Below are 16,876 nucleotides of genomic sequence, written 5' to 3' on the forward strand. Positions count from 1 at the left end.
ACTCAAGGTTTTTAATAAAAAACGTTTGACACCGTTTTCTGGAATTATTAAAGTACGCGCCATCGGTTGAGGGGCAATACCTCAGCTGCCGCAGAACTGCCAAGTTTTCAACGAACTAAAAGCAGAACTGCAAATCACCTGCCGAGGTGGTGAAATTGGTAGACACGCTAGCTTCAGGTGCTAGTGGGGGCAACCCCGTGGAGGTTCAAGTCCTCTCCTCGGCACCACTTCCTCCCTCAGGAGGTGGCAAATTGGCCAACCGGCCACATGTTAACTCCCTTTGAATCACAGCCAATTCCCGTAACTCCCTTGCTCGCGCTCTCTGCTGCCAGAAAAGAATCCGGTTCAATAGTGCCTATTCCAGCAGTTCAACCAGATACTCAGACAAACGCTGGTAGCTATACTCCACCCGCGCATACGCGGAGCTGGGAATGCCTTCGAACTCGCGGCCACAGTCACCGCCCGCACTGTATCGTGTCAGGTAGGCATCACGGATAAGATTCGGTTGTTCAGCAACGAAACCCGGCCCGTCTGCCGCTGGGTAATTCATCGCCCACTCGAAACTGCCATCCCCAGTTACCCTGTCTAGCCCAAGACGATCGGGATCGAGGAATCCGTATCGCAGCAGTCGAAGATCTGGTTGCTCCGGGCCAGAAAACTCCCTGCGGTCGAATTCCAGGACGGTATCGGTAAAACCCTCGGGCTGAGGGTCGTAGCCCGAAAACTGGTAAGGCTGAACGCCAGTGACAACCTGATTCGCGTCCACGGCATCCTCTTGCGGGGTACAGTTACTGATGCCGACCGCAAACGTCACGGCTTCCACCTCACTGGCCTGCTCTGAAAGCCGATAACCCGGAAATACAGAAGACGAATTCGCCATGTCCGGAACCAGCGTGCGGGTCTTGCCGGTGCCATACTCTGCAACCAGCTCACCACTGTCTTTTGTCCAGCTGTAGGTTACCTCGGGGTTACCGCCGAGTTCAGTCGAGCCTGCTGAAATCCCGCGATACTGATGGCAGGTGGTACTGGTTTCGAAATAGGCACGGCGGTTGTCCCAGTCGAAAATCAGACGTTCATCCGTTCCGTCTTCATCGAAATTCAAGCGGCTCTGCTCCGACAGTGCGGCAGAGGGCAGCCACTGGGTGTGCAGGTTCGCCATATAACCATTTACACCGATCAGGCGCGCCAACTCCGGCATGGACGGTGACAGACAGCCATTCGCCGAGACGGATAGCAGACGCCCGCTCTCACTGTAATCGAAGGCCAGCTCGGCGGATATCTGCAGGCCTGAACGATTGGCAGGCAGGGTGTCCTGGCTGGAAGGCTCGGCGTATACCTTCTGGCCGGTGAGCAGCACGGGATCGCTTAATTCCACATCCACTTCGGGCAGGGTCAGGGCGTCGACATCGACATTGGCAAAGTCACCCTGAGCGGCAGCATCAACCACCGCAATAACGTCCGCGGCATTCTGAATCAGAGAGACGCCCAGCAGAAACGCCGCCTCCCTGCTCAGGAATCGCTCCGTGCCGTCACTGTCCTCTGCTGCCAGCAGGTCGTTGTAGGCCTCGGGGATCTGACTGGCCATAAATCTTGCCAATGCCCTGGCGTAGGCGTGTGAGCGGTCGTCCTGGGCGAGAATGTAATCCCGCACCAGATTCAGGTCCGCCAGGCTGGCAGCAACGCCAGATGGCGTTTCCAGGAACGAACCCAGCCCGACAACACCCCGGTAACGGGCCAGTGTTGTCAGTGGCGTGATATTACGGACACCGGGAGGCGCCGACATCAGATAGGCGCTGGCCACCGGCACCTCGCCGTTGCGTGTTTCCTCAAGGGTTTTACCAGGCAGGGCGACTGCATGTAACGGATAGTCCCTGGGATCCAGGTCCGGGCCCACGGAAGGGGGTAGAACCAACTCCGAGATGTCGATTGTGAAACGGCCACCGGTACCGCTCATTGCCGTGGGCTCACCGGAGGCCAGGGTGACCTCGCTGCCATTGTCCAGTTCGATGACAAGGGGCCCCGGCGTAAACTGGCTGTCGCCATCCATATCCAGCCAGACCCGGGCGTTGTTCAGGTATCCGTCGATAACCTTGCCGGTATAGGGCGCCGGCTCACTGTACTCCACACCATCAAAATCCCGCCCGTCCACGGGCAGTTCATCGGATTCCTCGCCGCAACCGGCCAGAGCGAGGGAGAGAACAGACACAGAGAAACCTATCAGGCGTTTCATCGCGGCAACCGTTTATCCTTGTTAGAGGTTGTGCCGCTACTTTAGGGGATGTGGTGATCGGAGACCTTGATAGGTTTGGCAATTTGTAAAGTTTGGTAACCAGGCGGGACACTCGTCACGACGAACAGCTGTAATGGGAAAACCCGCCGAGATCGAACAGCTCGAAAGGCTTCAGACGGTTGTAGCGATGCTCAACCCCATCCGATTGCTCGTCATAGGGTTGATTCAATACTTTTTGCAGTTCCCTCAGTGGCAGATAATCACCGTCGGCAGCTTGCTGATAGGTCGGAACCACGAACCACTCGCGCATGGTGTATTTCGGGTTCACGAGTTTCATGTCCCGGGAGAGCTCCTCGCGGAGCCGGGAACCATTGTCCGCTCCGTCGATTCCAATCTGGCATTTCCACTTGGCAAGCCATTCAGACCACCGCTTAAGCAGCCCTTCCGAATCAGTTCCTCCTGCTTCATCCAGTGACCTGTAAAAGCTCTGCTTTAGTGGCTCAATATCGTCGGGTACCGAGGACAGCTCACGAAAGAAAATGGTGTAATCCACCGGGGTGCGGGTCATCAGCATCATCAGCTCCCGGAAGAGTTCGGCGTCAAAACCTTTCAGCCCCAGTTTCGCTGACCACATCCGTTCCATTTCCGCCTGCATCACCTCCGGAAAACCCTTCTGAATCTCATCGAGCTGAACCAGTTCGTCTTCATGGCCATTGAGCAGTGGACGGAGGGCCGAGCAGAAACTCTTGAAGTTCTGCTCGGCGGCCGCCGGTTGATTCAGAAAAGCAAAGTGTTGTCCGCCACCGGTCCACGGTTGATAAAACGGCTCAAACACTTCGCAGAAGCCGAAAGGCCCGTAGTCCAGTGTGAAGCCGCCAGCGGCGCAGTTGTCGCTGTTGAAATTGCCCTGGCAATAGCCGACTCGGATCCAGTTTGCGACCAGCGAGGCAAGGCGACCGCGGAACGCCTGTGCAAGCATGACGACTTTCGTGGGAGTTGCGACCGTCTGGTCAATGACCCCGCTGTACTCCCGATCAATCAGGTGCAGCACCAGCTGTTCGAGCTCTTCGATCGCTCGAGGGTGCTCCTGTTTTCTGGCCCTGCGACCAAAGAGTTCAAGCTGGCCAACCCGGATGAAGGAAGGCGCAACGCGGGTGGAAATGGCAACCGGCTCCGAAACGAGCTGGTCGGGATCCCGGGAATGGGAGCCCTCGGAGTACCAGGGACGTCGCACCCGCTCCGTTTTCGAGACATAGAGGCTCAGTGATCGCGAGGTTGGCACACCCAGGGCGTGCATGTGCTCTTGCGCCAGGAATTCACGAACGCTGGAACGCTGAACGGCGCGGCCATCGCCACCGCGACAATACGGGGTCTGCCCGCCACCCTTGAGCTGCATTTCCCAGCGCCGACCGTTGAAAACGGCTTCGAGTACCGAAATGGCACGACCGTCGCCGTAGCCGTTGCCGGTCTGAAACGGGCACTGTTGGATGTATTCGTTGCCGTAGATGGAAAGCGCGTAGCCAGAGGCCCAGCCCACTTTTCGCATCGGCTCCGGAACGAGCGAGAGGTCGCCGGAGAACATCCGGATAAAGTCGTCGGACTGGGCTAGGCTGTCGGCAAAGCCCAGTTCGCGAAACAACCCCGGGCTATGGGCCGCGTATTCAGGATTTTCGATAGGCGTGGGCCGGACTGGAACATAATGCCCCGAAAAGACCTGCCTTGGCCGATGGTCAACACCATCGGACGTGGCGTCAGGATCAGGGGTAAGATGATCCATCAGCGAATAATCGGCCATCGGTGCAAGTTCTTCGAGACTGCTCACCTCGAAACCGGTTTCTCGCGACAACGGCTGTTTCATCTGTGCCTCTCCTGATCAAAGGAAACGGGCAGTGCCAGCACTGCCCTCACTTGCCCTTATGACCAGCCCCCGTGGCTAGGGTTCAGAATGAACGGGCAACGATTTCCTTCATGATTTCATTGGTGCCGGCGTAGATCCGCTGCACCCTTGAGTCCGCCCAGGCCCGTGCGATCGGGTATTCCCACATGTAGCCGTAGCCGCCGTGAAGTTGAACACACTCATCCATCACTTTGCACTGCAGGTCTGTGGTGAGCTGCTTCAGCATCGCCGCGGTGGGGATGTCGAGCTTTTTGTCCAGATGCAGCTCCAGGCACCGATCGGTGAACACCCGGGCAGCGGTAATTTCCGCCTTCATTTCCGCCATCTTGAAGCGGGTATTCTGAAACGCAATCACCGGCTTGCCGAAGGCGTTGCGCTCCTTGACGTAATCCAGGGTCCACTGCCAGGCGGCTTCGGCTGCGGCAACAGCACCCAGGGCCACCTGTAAACGCTCGGCTGCCAGCTCCTGCATCAGCTGGAAAAAGCCCTGGCCTTCGCCCGGGCCGATCAGATTCTTCTCAGGTACTTTCACATCCTGGAAGAACAGCTCTGAGGTGTCCTGGGCCTTCATGCCCACCTTGTTCAGGTTCTGGCCTTTCTCGAAACCTTCCCACGCGGTTTCCACCATGAACAGGCTGATGCCTTTGGCGCCTTCCTTGGGATCGGTCTTGGCAACAACAATAACCACGTCAGCAAGCTGACCGTTGGTGATGAAGGTCTTGGAACCGTTCAGCACATAATGATCGCCGTTTTTCACCGCCGTGGTTTTCACGCCCTGCAGGTCCGAGCCGGCACCCGGCTCCGTCATGGCAATGGCGCCAATCATTTCGCCGCTGGCCAGTTTGGGCAGATAATGATTTTTCAGCTCGTCGGAGCCGTAGTTGAGCACGTAAGGTGCAACAATGTCAGAGTGCAGGCCCCAGCCTATGCCCGTCAAGCCGGCCCTGGCTACCTCTTCGATCAACACCGCGCTGTACCGGAAATCCGCGCCAACACCGCCAAACTCTTCCGGCAGGCATGGGCAAAGGAAGCCCAGCTCACCAGCTTTCTGCCAGAGCTCGCGGCTAACCTGGCCGTCTTTCTCCCACTGATCATGGTAAGGCGCTGCCTCCTGCTCCAGGAACTTGCGGACAGAATCGCGAAAGCCTTCAAGGTCGGCGTCGAAGAGAGTGCGTGGAATCATGGTGAACCTCGGTGAATAACCTGTGTTGTGATTGTCGTTCACCAAGTCTCTGCCCGGAGCCCGGTTTGCTCAATGATGAAAAGCATCAATCGGGCTGGCCAAAACCATCGCTTAGCGCAGCCTCAGCCCTTGCGCTTGTCCTCGGCTCGGGCTTCGCCCCATCGGGGCATCAGGTCCTGGGGCAGGTTCAGATGATCGAGGATTCGGGCAACAATAAAATCCACCAGATCCTCGATCGACTGGGGCTTGTGGTAGTAGCCGGGACTCGCCGGCATGATGACGGCACCCATGCGAGTCAGTTTGAGCATGTTCTCCAGATGCACCTCGGAGAAAGGCGCCTCCCGGGGCACCAGAATCAGCGGGCGCCGTTCCTTCAGGGCCACATCACCGGCCCGCTCGATCAGATTATTACTGGCACCGGTCGCCAGGGCCGAGAGCGTGCCGGTGCTGCAGGGGCAGACTACCAGTGGCGCTTTCTCCCCGGAGCCGGAAGCCGGCGGCGCAAACCAGTCTTCGCGACCAAACACCAGAACCTGGCCCGGTTCCGCGCCCGCGTAGGCAGACAATGTTTCCTGCATCGCCGGCGGCGTTCCCGGCAGTTTCAGATCGGTTTCCGTGGCGATCACCACTTGCGCAGCCCGGCTGACCATCACATTCACCCGGCAGCCTGCTGAGACCAGGCACTGCAACAGGCGCAGGCCATACTGGGCACCGGACGCGCCGGTGAAGGCCAGGTTAACGGTTGATGGGCGGTTATGGTCGTTGGTCATGAATATCGCCACTTGTCAGTCAGGGGGACACGCTGGTTGCGCCGGATCAGCCACGGATACGCTCAAGCTCGGCAATAAGTTTACCGTGAATACCACCAAAGCCGCCGTTGCTCATGATCACAATGTGGCAGGGGCTGGGAAGATCTTCCAGGGTGCGCGCCAGCAAGTCTTCCACTGTAGTCTCCACCCGGTGCCGATCGGAACCGGCATTCAGCGCCTGCCAACCGGCAATCAGTTCAGGCAGCCACTCCATGTCATTCAGGTTCGCCCACAGAACCCGGTCCGCGATTTCCGCGCTGGGCAGCAGTGTCTGCTCGTGGACGCCCTGCTTCATGGTGTTCGAACGCGGCTCAATCAATGCCAGGATAGGTTCATCACCCACCTGGTTGCGCAAGCCCTCAAGTGTGGTGGCAATGGCCGTGGGATGGTGGGCAAAGTCGTCGTATACGCGCACCCCGTCTATGTCCGCCAGCAACTCCATCCGCCGTTTGACGCCGGAGAACCGGCACAGGGCAGCCACCGCATGGTCTGGGGTAACGCCCACGTGGCGGGCGGCAGCAATGGCAGAAAGAGCATTGCGGACATTATGAAGACCGGTCTGATCCCACTTCAGCGTTGCCACCGGCTGTTCGTGGTGAATCACCAGAAACCGGCTGCCATCCTCCGATAGCAGCTCGGCCCGCCAGTCCGACATGCGCGGGGTCTCGCTGCCAATCGCGGTGTCCTGAACCGGGCTCCAACAGCCCAGTGCCAGGGCATTGTCCAGGTGGCCATCCACCGCGGGACGGATAATCAGGCCCTGGGAAGGGACGGTCCGGACCAGATGGTGAAACTGCCGCTCGATGGCCTCGACGTTTTCGAAGATATCGGCGTGATCAAATTCCAGATTATTCAGGATCAAGGTATGGGGGCGGTAATGGACGAATTTGGAGCGCTTGTCGAAAAAGGCACTGTCGTACTCGTCCGCCTCGATCACAAAAAAGTCGCTGTTGCCCAGACGCGCCGACACGGGAAAGTCCCGGGGGACACCGCCAACCAGGTATCCCGGTTCAAACCCGGCCTGATCCAGGATCCAAAGCAGCATGGACGTGGTTGTGGTCTTGCCGTGGGTACCGGCTACCGCCATGACCCAACGGTGCCTGAGCACCTCGCGGCTCAGCCACTCGGGCCCGGACATGTAGTCGATATTGCGGTTGAGCACCGCTTCGACTTCCGGATTGCCGCGGGACATGGCGTTACCGATGAGCACCAGGTCCGGTTTCGGCTCCAGGTGATCCGGGCTATACCCTTCCATCAGACTGATACCCTGAGCCTCCAGCTGGGTGCTCATGGGTGGATAAACACCCTGATCGGAGCCTGTCACCGTATGGCCGAGTTCCCGGGCCAGAACGGCCAGGCTGCCCATGAAAGTGCCACAGATTCCGAGGATATGAATGTGCATTCGGCAACTGCCCTCTGAGTTGAAACCCGACAAGCCTCCCGTATCCGCCCCACCCCGTCAAGAGCCACGCCATCCGCAATCCTGCTCATGAAAATTGCCGTCGATTGGCGTATCATCTGCGCCATTGTCGAACCAGCAGGAGGCTCCAGCCCGAGATGGCCATCAAGAATGCATTCTACGCTCAGTCCGGCGGTGTCACCGCCGTCATCAATGCCAGTGCCTGTGGCGTCATCCAGACCGCCCGCAAGCATCCGGACAAAATCGGCAAAGTGTTTGCCGGACGCAACGGCATTATCGGGGCGCTGAAGGAAGAACTGATTGATACCAGCCTCGAGAGCGACGATACCATCCAGGCGCTGATTCACACCCCTGGCGGCGCCTTCGGCTCCTGCCGTCACAAGCTCAAGAACATTTCCGAGAACCGCCGCGAGTACGAACGCCTGATCGAGGTCTTCCGGGCCCACGACATCGGCTACTTCTTCTACAATGGCGGTGGGGATTCACAGGACACCGCCTACAAGGTTTCCCAGATCGCCGACAAAATGGGCTACCCGATTACCTGCATCGGCGTACCCAAGACCGTGGACAACGATCTGCCGTTTACCGACTGCTGCCCGGGCTTCGGTTCGGTTGCCAAATACATTGCCACGTCCACCCTGGAAGCCAGCCTGGACATCAAGTCCATGTGCGAAACGTCCACCAAGGTGTTCATCCTGGAAGTAATGGGTCGCCACGCCGGCTGGATTGCTGCATCCGGCGGCCTGGCCGGACAGGGCGAGGGCGAACCGCCCCACGTTATCCTGTTCCCGGAAATCCCTTTTAATCGCGACGCCTTCCTTGAGCGCGTGGATCATTGTGTGAAGGAGTATGGCTACTGTGTAGTCGTGGCCTCCGAAGGTGCCCAGTACGAAGATGGTCGCTTCCTGGCGGACGCCGGAGCCAAGGACGCGTTTGGCCACACCCAGCTGGGCGGTGTTGCGCCGGCCCTGGCCAATATGGTCAAGCAGGCCCTGGGCCATAAATACCACTGGGCCGTTGCCGACTACCTCCAGCGCAGTGCCCGCCACATTGCCTCCGCCACCGACGTGGAGCAGGCCTATGCGGTTGGCAAGGCCGCCGTGGAAATGGCACTCGACGGCAAGCAGGCTCTGATGCCCACGATCGTCCGCGAACAGGGCAAACCTTACGTCTGGAAGATCGGTGAGGCCCCGCTGAGCGAAGTGGCAAACCAGGAGAAAAAGATGCCGATCCACTTCATTACCGACGATGGCTTTGGTATCACCCAGGACTGCCGGGACTACCTGGAACCTCTGATTGCCGGTGAGAGTTTCCCACCATTCGATAACGGCCTGCCGCGTGTTGCCAAACTCCAGAACACGCTGACCGAGAAGAAACTGAAGACTGAGTTCCAGCTGTAACCGAACGAACAGCGTACCGGAAAGCAAAAAAAGCCTGACAGAGTAGCTCTGTCAGGCTTTTTCATTGTTCAGACACTACACGCAGATGGTTAGCGGGCCAGCTCCGATTGCTGGTCGCGCATGTAGGCGTAGAACTGATCAAACCCACCCACGTACTGGTTGCCCACCAGAATCTGCGGCACGGTATACACCGGCCGGCCAATCTTGTCCGCGATATCCTGCTTGCTCATGCCCTTCTCGATCATATCGACCCAGACGTAGGGAATGTTCTTGGCCTCACACAGGCGCTTTGCCTGAACGCAGAAACCACAACTCGAGCGGCCATAAATCGTGACCTGCTCCATAAACACCTCCCTAAAGTCTCTGGCTTATGTTTCGGGACTGAAATCCTATGGCTGAATGATGGCACGGCACACGCTAATTTAAAATTGATGCTTTGAATCGCCACCATAGTAGCCGCCCATCATGTCCTCAGGCGACCGAGCTCCCGCTCCAGAACCTGCACTTCATTGTCCAGGGCCTGACCACTGCCTTTGACGCGACCAGCAAGTTCCCGGAGATCGTTGGCCGCATCGCCGATGTGAGTGAGGTTACGATTGATTTCCTCGCTCACCGAACTTTGTTCTTCCGCAGCGGTAGCCACCTGGATTACGTGTTCCACAATGGTGCCTATCCGGTCGACAACGGTGGCCAGGGAATGGGCCGCCTCCTGAGTGCCGTCGACCGCCGAGGTGGCGCGATCGACGCCGCTCTGGATCACCGAGACAGCACCGTTCACATCCTGCTTGAGACCGTCGATCATGGTACTGATTTCATCGGTGGATTCCCGCGTCCGGGAAGCCAGCGTACGAACCTCATCGGCAACAACAGCAAAACCGCGACCCTGTTCACCGGCCCTGGCGGCCTCGATGGCAGCATTGAGGGCGAGAAGGTTGGTCTGTTCGGCGATACCACGGATGACATCCAGAATCCGGTTGATGTCCTCACTGCGATTGGCCACCTGTCCGATCGCCGTACTGGCCTCGCCCATATCATTGGCCACCGCGCTCACGCCGTTGACTGCGGACGACAAGGTGTCCTGGGTAAAGCGGATGCCGTCCTGGGCCATCCGGGCGTTGTCCGCCGCCTCGCCGGCAAATCCCGCGACCTCACCGGCAGCGACAGACATTTCGTTCATGGCGGTCACCACGCTGTCGATGTCCTGATGTTGCCTGCCGGTCTGCTCATCGGTCTCAACCGCAATACTTCCAACATCCCTGGCCTGCTCGCGGACCTTGGCGTTCACATCCTTCAAGTCGTTGATCATTTCTCTAAGCCTCGCCAGGAAAGCATTGAATCCACCCGCCAGCTCGATCAGTTCGGCATGGGTGTCAATTTCCAGCTCACGGGTAAGATCCCCTTCGGCACTGGCCAGATTCTTCATGCGATCCCGGATCTCATCCAGCGGACGGGTCACCGAGCGGACCAAGAGAACCAGGACGACAACAGCGAGAACCACAACACCGATGCCCACCAGGGTCTGACGGGTCGCGGTCGCAGCCACCTCGTCTGCCAGCAGACCCGTGATTTCAGCAACGCTGGCAAGCGCGGCGTCTCTTGGCAGTTCAATCAACAAGGACCACTCGGCATCGGGCAGGCTGATTTCGACGGGATAGGCCACCGCCAGGGTCCGGCCATCATCAAAGGTACCCTCACCCTGATGCAGTCCTGCAAACGTGTCGCCATGCTCGGGCAAAGCTTCCTGAAGGGGCCGACCAAGATGTTCCTCATAGTGACTCGACGCCGCGATAAGCCCCTGCTCGCTAATCAGCGTGACCCGGGACTTGCCGTTAAAAAGTTCTTTGCTGACACCGGAAATGATTTTTTGCAGTGTCGAGAGATTGATATCGACGCCCACCACACCGGCGAATGCTCCGTCATCCAGAATCGGAACCACCAGGCTGGTCATCAGCTCGGAATAGCCCTCACTGATTTCGTAATCATAGGGCTCCATGATGCAGGGTGCCTTGGTGTCCCGCGAGCACAGGTACCATTCGGCTTCCCGAATCCCGAATTCGTTCAGGCTGTCCAGATACTTCGTGGCCGGGTCCTCGGTGCGGCTGAAGTGAACCTTGCCGTCTGGATCCCGGTAATAATAGATTTCCAGGGTACCCTCGTCGCTGCTGTGCTCCTCAACACCACCGGTGAAATAGCGATCCTGTCCGTCATAGCCATCAGGCTCGAACTGGGCGTATATCGAACTCAGGCTTTTCTGCTCCGCGAGAACCGCGCCAACGGTCTCCTGCAAGGCTGTCCGGCTGATTCGCCCGGAACTGTCAGCCTGAATATTGCGGATAATGACATTGCGGACGACTTCCGGGGTCCGAAAGGCGGTCGCAAACTGGCCACTGACAAGCTCGCCATATTTGCCGGCGGTTGCACCGAGCTGATCCATCACAATACCCTGCACCGTATCCCGGGTTTCAATCGTCAACCGCTCTTCCATATCTCCGAGGGATAACTGCGCAGTCACCACAATGCTGATGCCCATTATCAGGAGCAGGGACACAACGAGGGCGTAGAGCTTGAAGCGGAGCGATAACTGTTTCATGGTGAAGGCGGACCTGCGGGGAGTTAGAGGTTCATTCTATTTTAGAGCACGGAGGGGCCGGTGGCCTACCTGACGCTATTTCTGACCGCGTTCGCCGCTGCCACGCTGCTGCCCGCTTACTCGGAAGTTCTGCTGGGCACCCTGATAACACAGGGTTACTCCTGGTGGTGGCTGTGGTTCTGGGCAACACTGGGCAACACGCTGGGCTCGGTCGTTAATGGAGTTATCGGCCGGCAGGTAGATCGCTTTAAGCATAAACGCTGGTTTCCGGTCAGCGAGATGCAATTGCACAAGGCGAGGAACCGCTTTAACCGTTATGGCCAATGGTCACTGCTGATGGGCTGGCTGCCTCTGGGCGGCGACGCGCTGACCCTGGTTGGCGGAATCATGCGCGTGCCGTGGCTCAATTTTGTGGTACTGGTAGGAATTGGTAAGGGGGCCCGCTACGCCTTTGTGCTCTGGCTCGTCGCGGAGGCGTCCGGTGCATCGTCACCTTCACCGTAGAGGTATTTCCGAAGCAGCGGCTCGCCGTTAAATTCGGAATTCAGGACCGCAACGAAAGTGTAGACCCCGATCAATTTACGATTAAGAAACACAAACTCCTTCGGAGGCACCCGGAAATAACGACTGATCGCCGATCGGGCCGCCTGACGCGCCACACGTGAAGGCAGTTCACTCTGTTTCCAGCGATACTGGCCATGGCTGTTCACTGCATAGTCCGGCCAGGAATTCTTGTCGCTGGAGAGCGGCTCAAGCACCGACATGCAGACCTGCCCAAACTTCTCCAGAACCTCCTCCGGCCACTCGGTGCTCATGAAACGCAGTTTCACGCCACCGTCGATCACCGCGTCGAGATCGTTCTCGTAGGATGCCCTGATCATCTGGATGACCGGTTTGAGAAACTCGTCCGAGTAGGACTGCACGGCGCCGAAATCGAGGAGGACGATACGGTCGTACCCCGGGTCATCCCCTTCTTCGCCGGCAATCCGGATGCGGTAGTTGCCGAAGTTGGGATCGGTCTGTATTTCGCCCCAGATGAACAACTCCCGGAAAAACAGTTCCAGGGCAGCCTTGCCCAGAGCACTGCGACGTTCCAGCGGAAGGTCCCTGACCGACTGGGCACTGACCGAATGCCCGTGTTCGTAAGTTGAGCAAATAACATGCTCGGTTGAGAACTCCGGCAAGACCCTGGGCACAATGAACCTCGGATCCGATGCCAGCATGTTGCGGAATTTCTCGGTGGTCTTCGCCTCAAGGCGATAGTCCACCTCGCGATGCATCATCTGCCGGACTTCCTCCAGCCAGTCATTGAACTCGGGGCCAAAACTGACCAGCCTGGCCACTCGCAGCAACTGGGCGACAGCATTCAGGTCGCTGTCTACGGCGTCGGCAACGCCCGGGTATTGCACTTTCAGCACCAGCTCCAGGCCGTCACTGCGGCGCCAGGCCCGGTGGACCTGCCCCAGCGACGCAGCGCCAATAGGCTCGGGCTCTACATCCAGTTGCGCCAGACGGTCCGCGCCCAGCTCGTCTTTCAGCACACGCTCGATCGCCGGCCATTCCAGCGAGGTGGTCTGGTCCTCCAGGGTATGCAGGGCTTCGGTAACCTCCTCCGGCAGAAAATGCTCGCCATACAGGGCCATAACCTGGCCGATCTTGACCACGCTGCCCTTCAACTGGCCCAGTTCATCGACCAAGAACCGCGCCTGGCTCGAAAGCATGGCGCGGTGACGTTTTTCCCGGTTTTCCCGGCTGCTGAACCAGTTGGTTGCCATGTGTGAGGCCATACGGGTACCAGCAAACAACCCGGCACGGGTCAGACTCAGCCTGCGCTCGAAACTGCCTGTCTTGATGCGGGAAACCGAATTTCCTGAACGTCTGGAAGACATAGTGACCTGTTCGGATCAGAGAATTTCACCACGTTTGGCGGCTTAAACCATTATACGGATAGTCAGGGGACCTGACCTAACCGAGTCGACCGGCTTGCCACGGCCACGGGGCCAATGCGTCGGCACCGCTGCCGGTTTATATCTGCACAACCGGATCATTTACGTTTCTACACAGTTTCCGCAGGGAAACCGGTCTACTATTTCTAAATACGTAAGGTCCAACAACGACTATCACAACAACAAGATCTGAAAATGCCGCAATCCGCAAGAAAAACGCCGGATACGGAGCTGTCGCAGTTCCGGGTCAAGGGCGAGATTCCTGTCCCGATCCTGATCAACTGGCTGACCGCGGTTGCCGTGCCCCTGCTCTGTTTTTTTGCCTGGCGCTCCAGCCTGCAGAACGACCCGATTACGCCGCCATTACTGGTTGGCTTCGCCCTTCTTCTTGCCGTCAATTCTGTGAGTTACCTACTCCTCGGTAACAAGACCCTGCAGCGTCGCGGCTTCATAACCCTGATTACGGTGCTGTTCACCTACCTGGCTATCCACGCGGTAGAGGACGGTTCCGCCATTATCTGGTTGTTTGCCTACCCGCCCATCATTTTCTACATCAGCGAATCCCGGGTTGGGGTGCTCGCCTGCTGTGGCGGGTTCGCCGCGGTCATCTTCCTGTTCAGCCCACTGGGGGATTTCCTGTTCGAGCCGCCGCACAGCACCAGTTTCAGAATTACCATGATAGCGGTGCTGGGTTTTGAAATGGTCACCTGTTACATCCTTGACCAGAGCCGTCGACGCAGCAAGCTGGGGTTGCTGAAGCTGGCCGCGGAATTCGAGTATGCCGCCAAGCACGATGCCCTGACCGGTCTGGCCAATCGCCGCGAAGCGCTTGAGCAACTGGACATCGAGTATCAGCGCTATCTTCGCAACGCCCGTCCCTTTTCGGTGCTGCTGATGGACATTGACCTGTTCAAGAGCGTTAACGATAACTACGGGCACCATGTGGGTGACGAGCTGATCATCCTGGTAGCCAGGACTCTCCGAGAACAATGCCGCAAAGTTGATACGCTGGCCCGATGGGGCGGTGAGGAGTACCTGGTTCTGCTGCCCGAAACCAATACCGGGGAGGCGCTGGCATCTGCCAACCGGATCCGTGAAGCCTTTGCCGCCAAATCCATGAGCACGGAGCAGGGCCTGATTCGGGCAACCATCAGTGTGGGGGTGGCGTCGATCCGTGGCTCGGAATCCATCGATCGCCTGCTGCAGCGGTCAGACGAAGCGCTGTATCGGGCGAAATCCGAAGGACGTAACCGCGCATGCGGTTACGAGAATGAAGCCGCTGCCTGAACTACCAGCCCTCGCGGAAATCGACATCCTGGTGAGCCAGGCCACTGACAAGCTGCTGCGACAACCGCTGCTGCACGTCAGACAGTGTCACACCGGGAACAAAGTCGTGCACCTGACACATGGCCATTCCGGCATAGCCACACGGGTTTATGCGCTGAAAAGGCTCCATGTCCATATCCACATTCAACGCCAGGCCATGAAAGGAACAACCCCGGCGAACCCTCAGTCCGAGCGAGGCAATTTTGGCGTCGCCCACGTAAACGCCCGGGGCGTCCGGTCTCGGCGCTGCCTCCACGCCCAGTCCTGCAAGCGTGCGGACAATGGCCTGTTCGATCTCGTCCACCAGAGAACGTACACCGAGTTTTTTGCGAGTCAGATTGATCATCAGGTAAATCACAAGCTGACCGGGACCGTGGTAGGTCACCTGCCCGCCCCGATCCACTGCAATCACCGGGATGTCGCCCGGGGCGAGAATATGTTCGGCCTTACCCGCCTGGCCCTGGGTATAAACCCGCGGATGCTGCAAACACCAGAGTTCATCCGCCACACTATCGTCGCGGTCGGCGGTGAAGGCCTTCATAGCCTCCCAGGTTTCCAGATAAGGCTGCTCACCCAGAGATCGGACAATCAGGTCAGGCATCGGGCTCAGAGCACCATATGTACGCGGCCACTGGCCTTGAGATCCTCGAACAGGGCCTTCAGTTGCGCCTCACCCGTGGCCAAAATCTTCAGCTGAACCGAGGAAAAACGGCCTTTGCTGCTATCGTTAACGGTGATGTCGGTCTCACTGATTCCGGGGGCATGCTGCTCCACAACCTCGACCACGAACTCGGTGAAATCCGGGGCCGCGTTGCCAATCACCTTGATCACATAGTCGCAAGGAAACTCAATTTTTGGTGCTTTCGGCTCACTCATGCCGTTTTACTCCCCGGGATCAACATCGACTTACTGAAATAACTGAACGAAAAAGAGCTTGATGGCGTCCCAGATGCGTTTGAAAAAGCCACCTTCGGGAACCTCTGTCAGGGCCAAAACAGGCTGATCAACCAGTACCTCGCCGTTATAGGACACCTTGACCCGTCCCAGCTCGTCCCCGACCTTAATGGGTGCCTTGATCACAGAATCAAGGTCGACCGAAGATTCGAGATCGTTTCGGGAACCCCGCGGAATGGTCACGTAGACATCCTCAGTCATGCCAACGGAGAGCTGATCCGCCTGACCGCCCCAGACACGGGCTTCGATGAGCTCCTGGCCCGACCGGAACAGGCGTTCGCCCTCGTAGTATCGGAAGCCGTAGTTCAGCATTTTCTGAATTTCCTGGGCCCGTGCTTCTGAACTGTTGGTGCCCATAACAACGGCAATAAAACGGGTGTCGTTGCGTTTGGCAGAGGCAACGAGGCAATAACCCGCCTCCTCGGTGTGGCCTGTTTTCAGGCCGTCGACACTGTCATCGCGCCAGAGCAAACTGTTCCGGTTCGGCTGGCGAATGTTGTTGTAGGTGAAATGTTTTTCAGCGTAGAGCGGATAGTTCTCCGGGTAATCGTTGATGATCGCGCGGGCCAGCATCGCCAGGTCATACGCTGTTGAAAAATGCTCCGGCGAGGGCAGGCCGGTCGCGTTCACAAAGTTGGTGTCTTTCATTCCCAGCAGCTGGGCCTGCTGGTTCATGATATCAACGAAGGCTCCTTCACTGCCTGCAACGAATTCCGCCAGGGCAACAGAGGCGTCGTTGCCCGACTGAATGATGACCCCCCTGAGCAGATCTTCAACCGAAACCTGGGTGCCTTCCCGAACGAAGGTGCGCGAACCTTCGGTCTTCCAGGCATTCACGCTGATGGGAACCATGTCGGACATGGCAACGCGGCCCTCATCAAGCTCACGCTCGACAATATAGGCCGTCATCATTTTGGTCAGACTGGCCGGAGGCAAACGCTCGTGGCTGTTCTCCTCCATGATGATCCGTCCGCTCTTGGGATCCATCAACACATAGGAGCTGCCGGCAATCTGCGGCGGCGACGGAATCAGCACCGACTGGGACATTGCCTTGCCTGTCAGGGCAAGCATCAGCACAAGGACAACGGAGAGAGTTCGAAAAGCAGAGTTTAAGGCCATGG

14 protein-coding genes and 1 tRNA gene are annotated in these 16,876 nt (G+C 58.1%); 4 read left to right on the top strand and 11 right to left on the bottom strand.

Going from position 1 to position 16,876, the window contains the following annotated elements; all coding sequences use genetic code 11:
* Positions 1-140: 140 nt before the first annotated feature.
* Positions 141-227, top strand: a tRNA-Leu gene (locus J3362_RS18315).
* Positions 228-355: 128 nt separating this feature from the next.
* Here the strand turns inward: J3362_RS18315 and J3362_RS18320 are convergent.
* The 5 genes from J3362_RS18320 to mpl form a co-directional block, all read right to left on the bottom strand.
* Positions 356-2,230 carry a hypothetical protein gene (locus tag J3362_RS18320; RefSeq protein WP_349521668.1) on the bottom strand — a complete coding sequence of 625 codons (1,875 nt, stop codon included), beginning with the start codon at positions 2,228-2,230 and terminating at the stop codon, positions 356-358.
* 115 nt (positions 2,231-2,345) lie between these two features.
* Positions 2,346-4,088, bottom strand: coding sequence for a protein adenylyltransferase SelO (locus J3362_RS18325; protein ID WP_349521669.1), 1,743 nt, complete (start codon positions 4,086-4,088; stop codon positions 2,346-2,348).
* A gap of 82 nt (positions 4,089-4,170) precedes the next feature.
* Complete coding sequence (locus tag J3362_RS18330) at positions 4,171-5,310, bottom strand: acyl-CoA dehydrogenase family protein (protein WP_069183950.1); 1,140 nt, start codon at positions 5,308-5,310, stop codon at positions 4,171-4,173.
* 122 nt (positions 5,311-5,432) lie between these two features.
* Positions 5,433-6,080 carry a flavin prenyltransferase UbiX gene (locus J3362_RS18335; RefSeq protein WP_349521670.1) on the bottom strand — a complete coding sequence of 216 codons (648 nt, stop codon included), beginning with the start codon at positions 6,078-6,080 and terminating at the stop codon, positions 5,433-5,435.
* 46 nt (positions 6,081-6,126) lie between these two features.
* Complete coding sequence (gene mpl, locus J3362_RS18340) at positions 6,127-7,521, bottom strand: UDP-N-acetylmuramate:L-alanyl-gamma-D-glutamyl-meso-diaminopimelate ligase (RefSeq protein ID WP_349521671.1); 1,395 nt, start codon at positions 7,519-7,521, stop codon at positions 6,127-6,129.
* A gap of 155 nt (positions 7,522-7,676) precedes the next feature.
* Between mpl and J3362_RS18345 the strand changes: the two genes are divergently transcribed.
* Positions 7,677-8,939, top strand: coding sequence for a 6-phosphofructokinase (locus tag J3362_RS18345; protein WP_349521672.1), 1,263 nt, complete (start codon positions 7,677-7,679; stop codon positions 8,937-8,939).
* 89 nt (positions 8,940-9,028) lie between these two features.
* Here J3362_RS18345 and J3362_RS18350 read toward each other — a convergent pair whose 3' ends face one another.
* The gene (locus J3362_RS18350; RefSeq protein ID WP_108018762.1) at positions 9,029-9,283 is read right to left on the bottom strand and encodes a GrxA family glutaredoxin; all 255 of its coding nucleotides are present in this window, start codon (positions 9,281-9,283) and stop codon (positions 9,029-9,031) included.
* Positions 9,284-9,402: 119 nt separating this feature from the next.
* Complete coding sequence (locus tag J3362_RS18355) at positions 9,403-11,529, bottom strand: methyl-accepting chemotaxis protein (protein WP_349521673.1); 2,127 nt, start codon at positions 11,527-11,529, stop codon at positions 9,403-9,405.
* Between the two features lie 60 nt (positions 11,530-11,589).
* Between J3362_RS18355 and J3362_RS18360 the strand changes: the two genes are divergently transcribed.
* Positions 11,590-12,033: a YqaA family protein gene (locus tag J3362_RS18360; RefSeq protein ID WP_088829161.1), complete on the top strand. Its 444-nt coding sequence runs from the start codon at positions 11,590-11,592 to the stop codon at positions 12,031-12,033.
* Here J3362_RS18360 and J3362_RS18365 read toward each other — a convergent pair.
* Positions 11,973-13,418, bottom strand: a complete 1,446-nt coding sequence (locus J3362_RS18365) for an ABC1 kinase family protein (RefSeq protein WP_349521674.1) — start codon at positions 13,416-13,418, stop codon at positions 11,973-11,975. The genes J3362_RS18360 and J3362_RS18365 overlap by 61 nt on opposite strands.
* Positions 13,419-13,670: 252 nt before the next feature.
* Here J3362_RS18365 and J3362_RS18370 point away from each other — a divergent pair, with 252 nt between their 5' ends.
* Complete coding sequence (locus J3362_RS18370) at positions 13,671-14,762, top strand: GGDEF domain-containing protein (protein ID WP_349521675.1); 1,092 nt, start codon at positions 13,671-13,673, stop codon at positions 14,760-14,762.
* 1 nt (position 14,763) lies between these two features.
* Here the strand turns inward: J3362_RS18370 and lipB are convergent, their stop codons facing one another.
* Genes lipB through J3362_RS18385 form a run of 3 tightly spaced genes read right to left on the bottom strand, consistent with a single transcriptional unit; the run spans position 14,764 to position 16,874 of the window.
* Entirely contained in the window at positions 14,764-15,402 is a 639-nt protein-coding gene (gene lipB, locus J3362_RS18375) for a lipoyl(octanoyl) transferase LipB (protein ID WP_349521676.1), read from the bottom strand.
* Positions 15,403-15,407: 5 nt separating this feature from the next.
* Positions 15,408-15,677, bottom strand: coding sequence for an HP0495 family protein (locus tag J3362_RS18380; protein WP_349521677.1), 270 nt, complete (start codon positions 15,675-15,677; stop codon positions 15,408-15,410).
* 30 nt (positions 15,678-15,707) lie between these two features.
* Positions 15,708-16,874 (bottom strand): D-alanyl-D-alanine carboxypeptidase family protein, encoded by a 1,167-nt coding sequence (locus J3362_RS18385; protein WP_349521678.1) that lies wholly within the window; start codon positions 16,872-16,874, stop codon positions 15,708-15,710.
* Positions 16,875-16,876 lie beyond the last annotated feature (2 nt).

Source organism: Marinobacter sp. NFXS11, from assembly GCF_040148675.1.
Lineage (GTDB): Bacteria > Pseudomonadota > Gammaproteobacteria > Pseudomonadales > Oleiphilaceae > Marinobacter.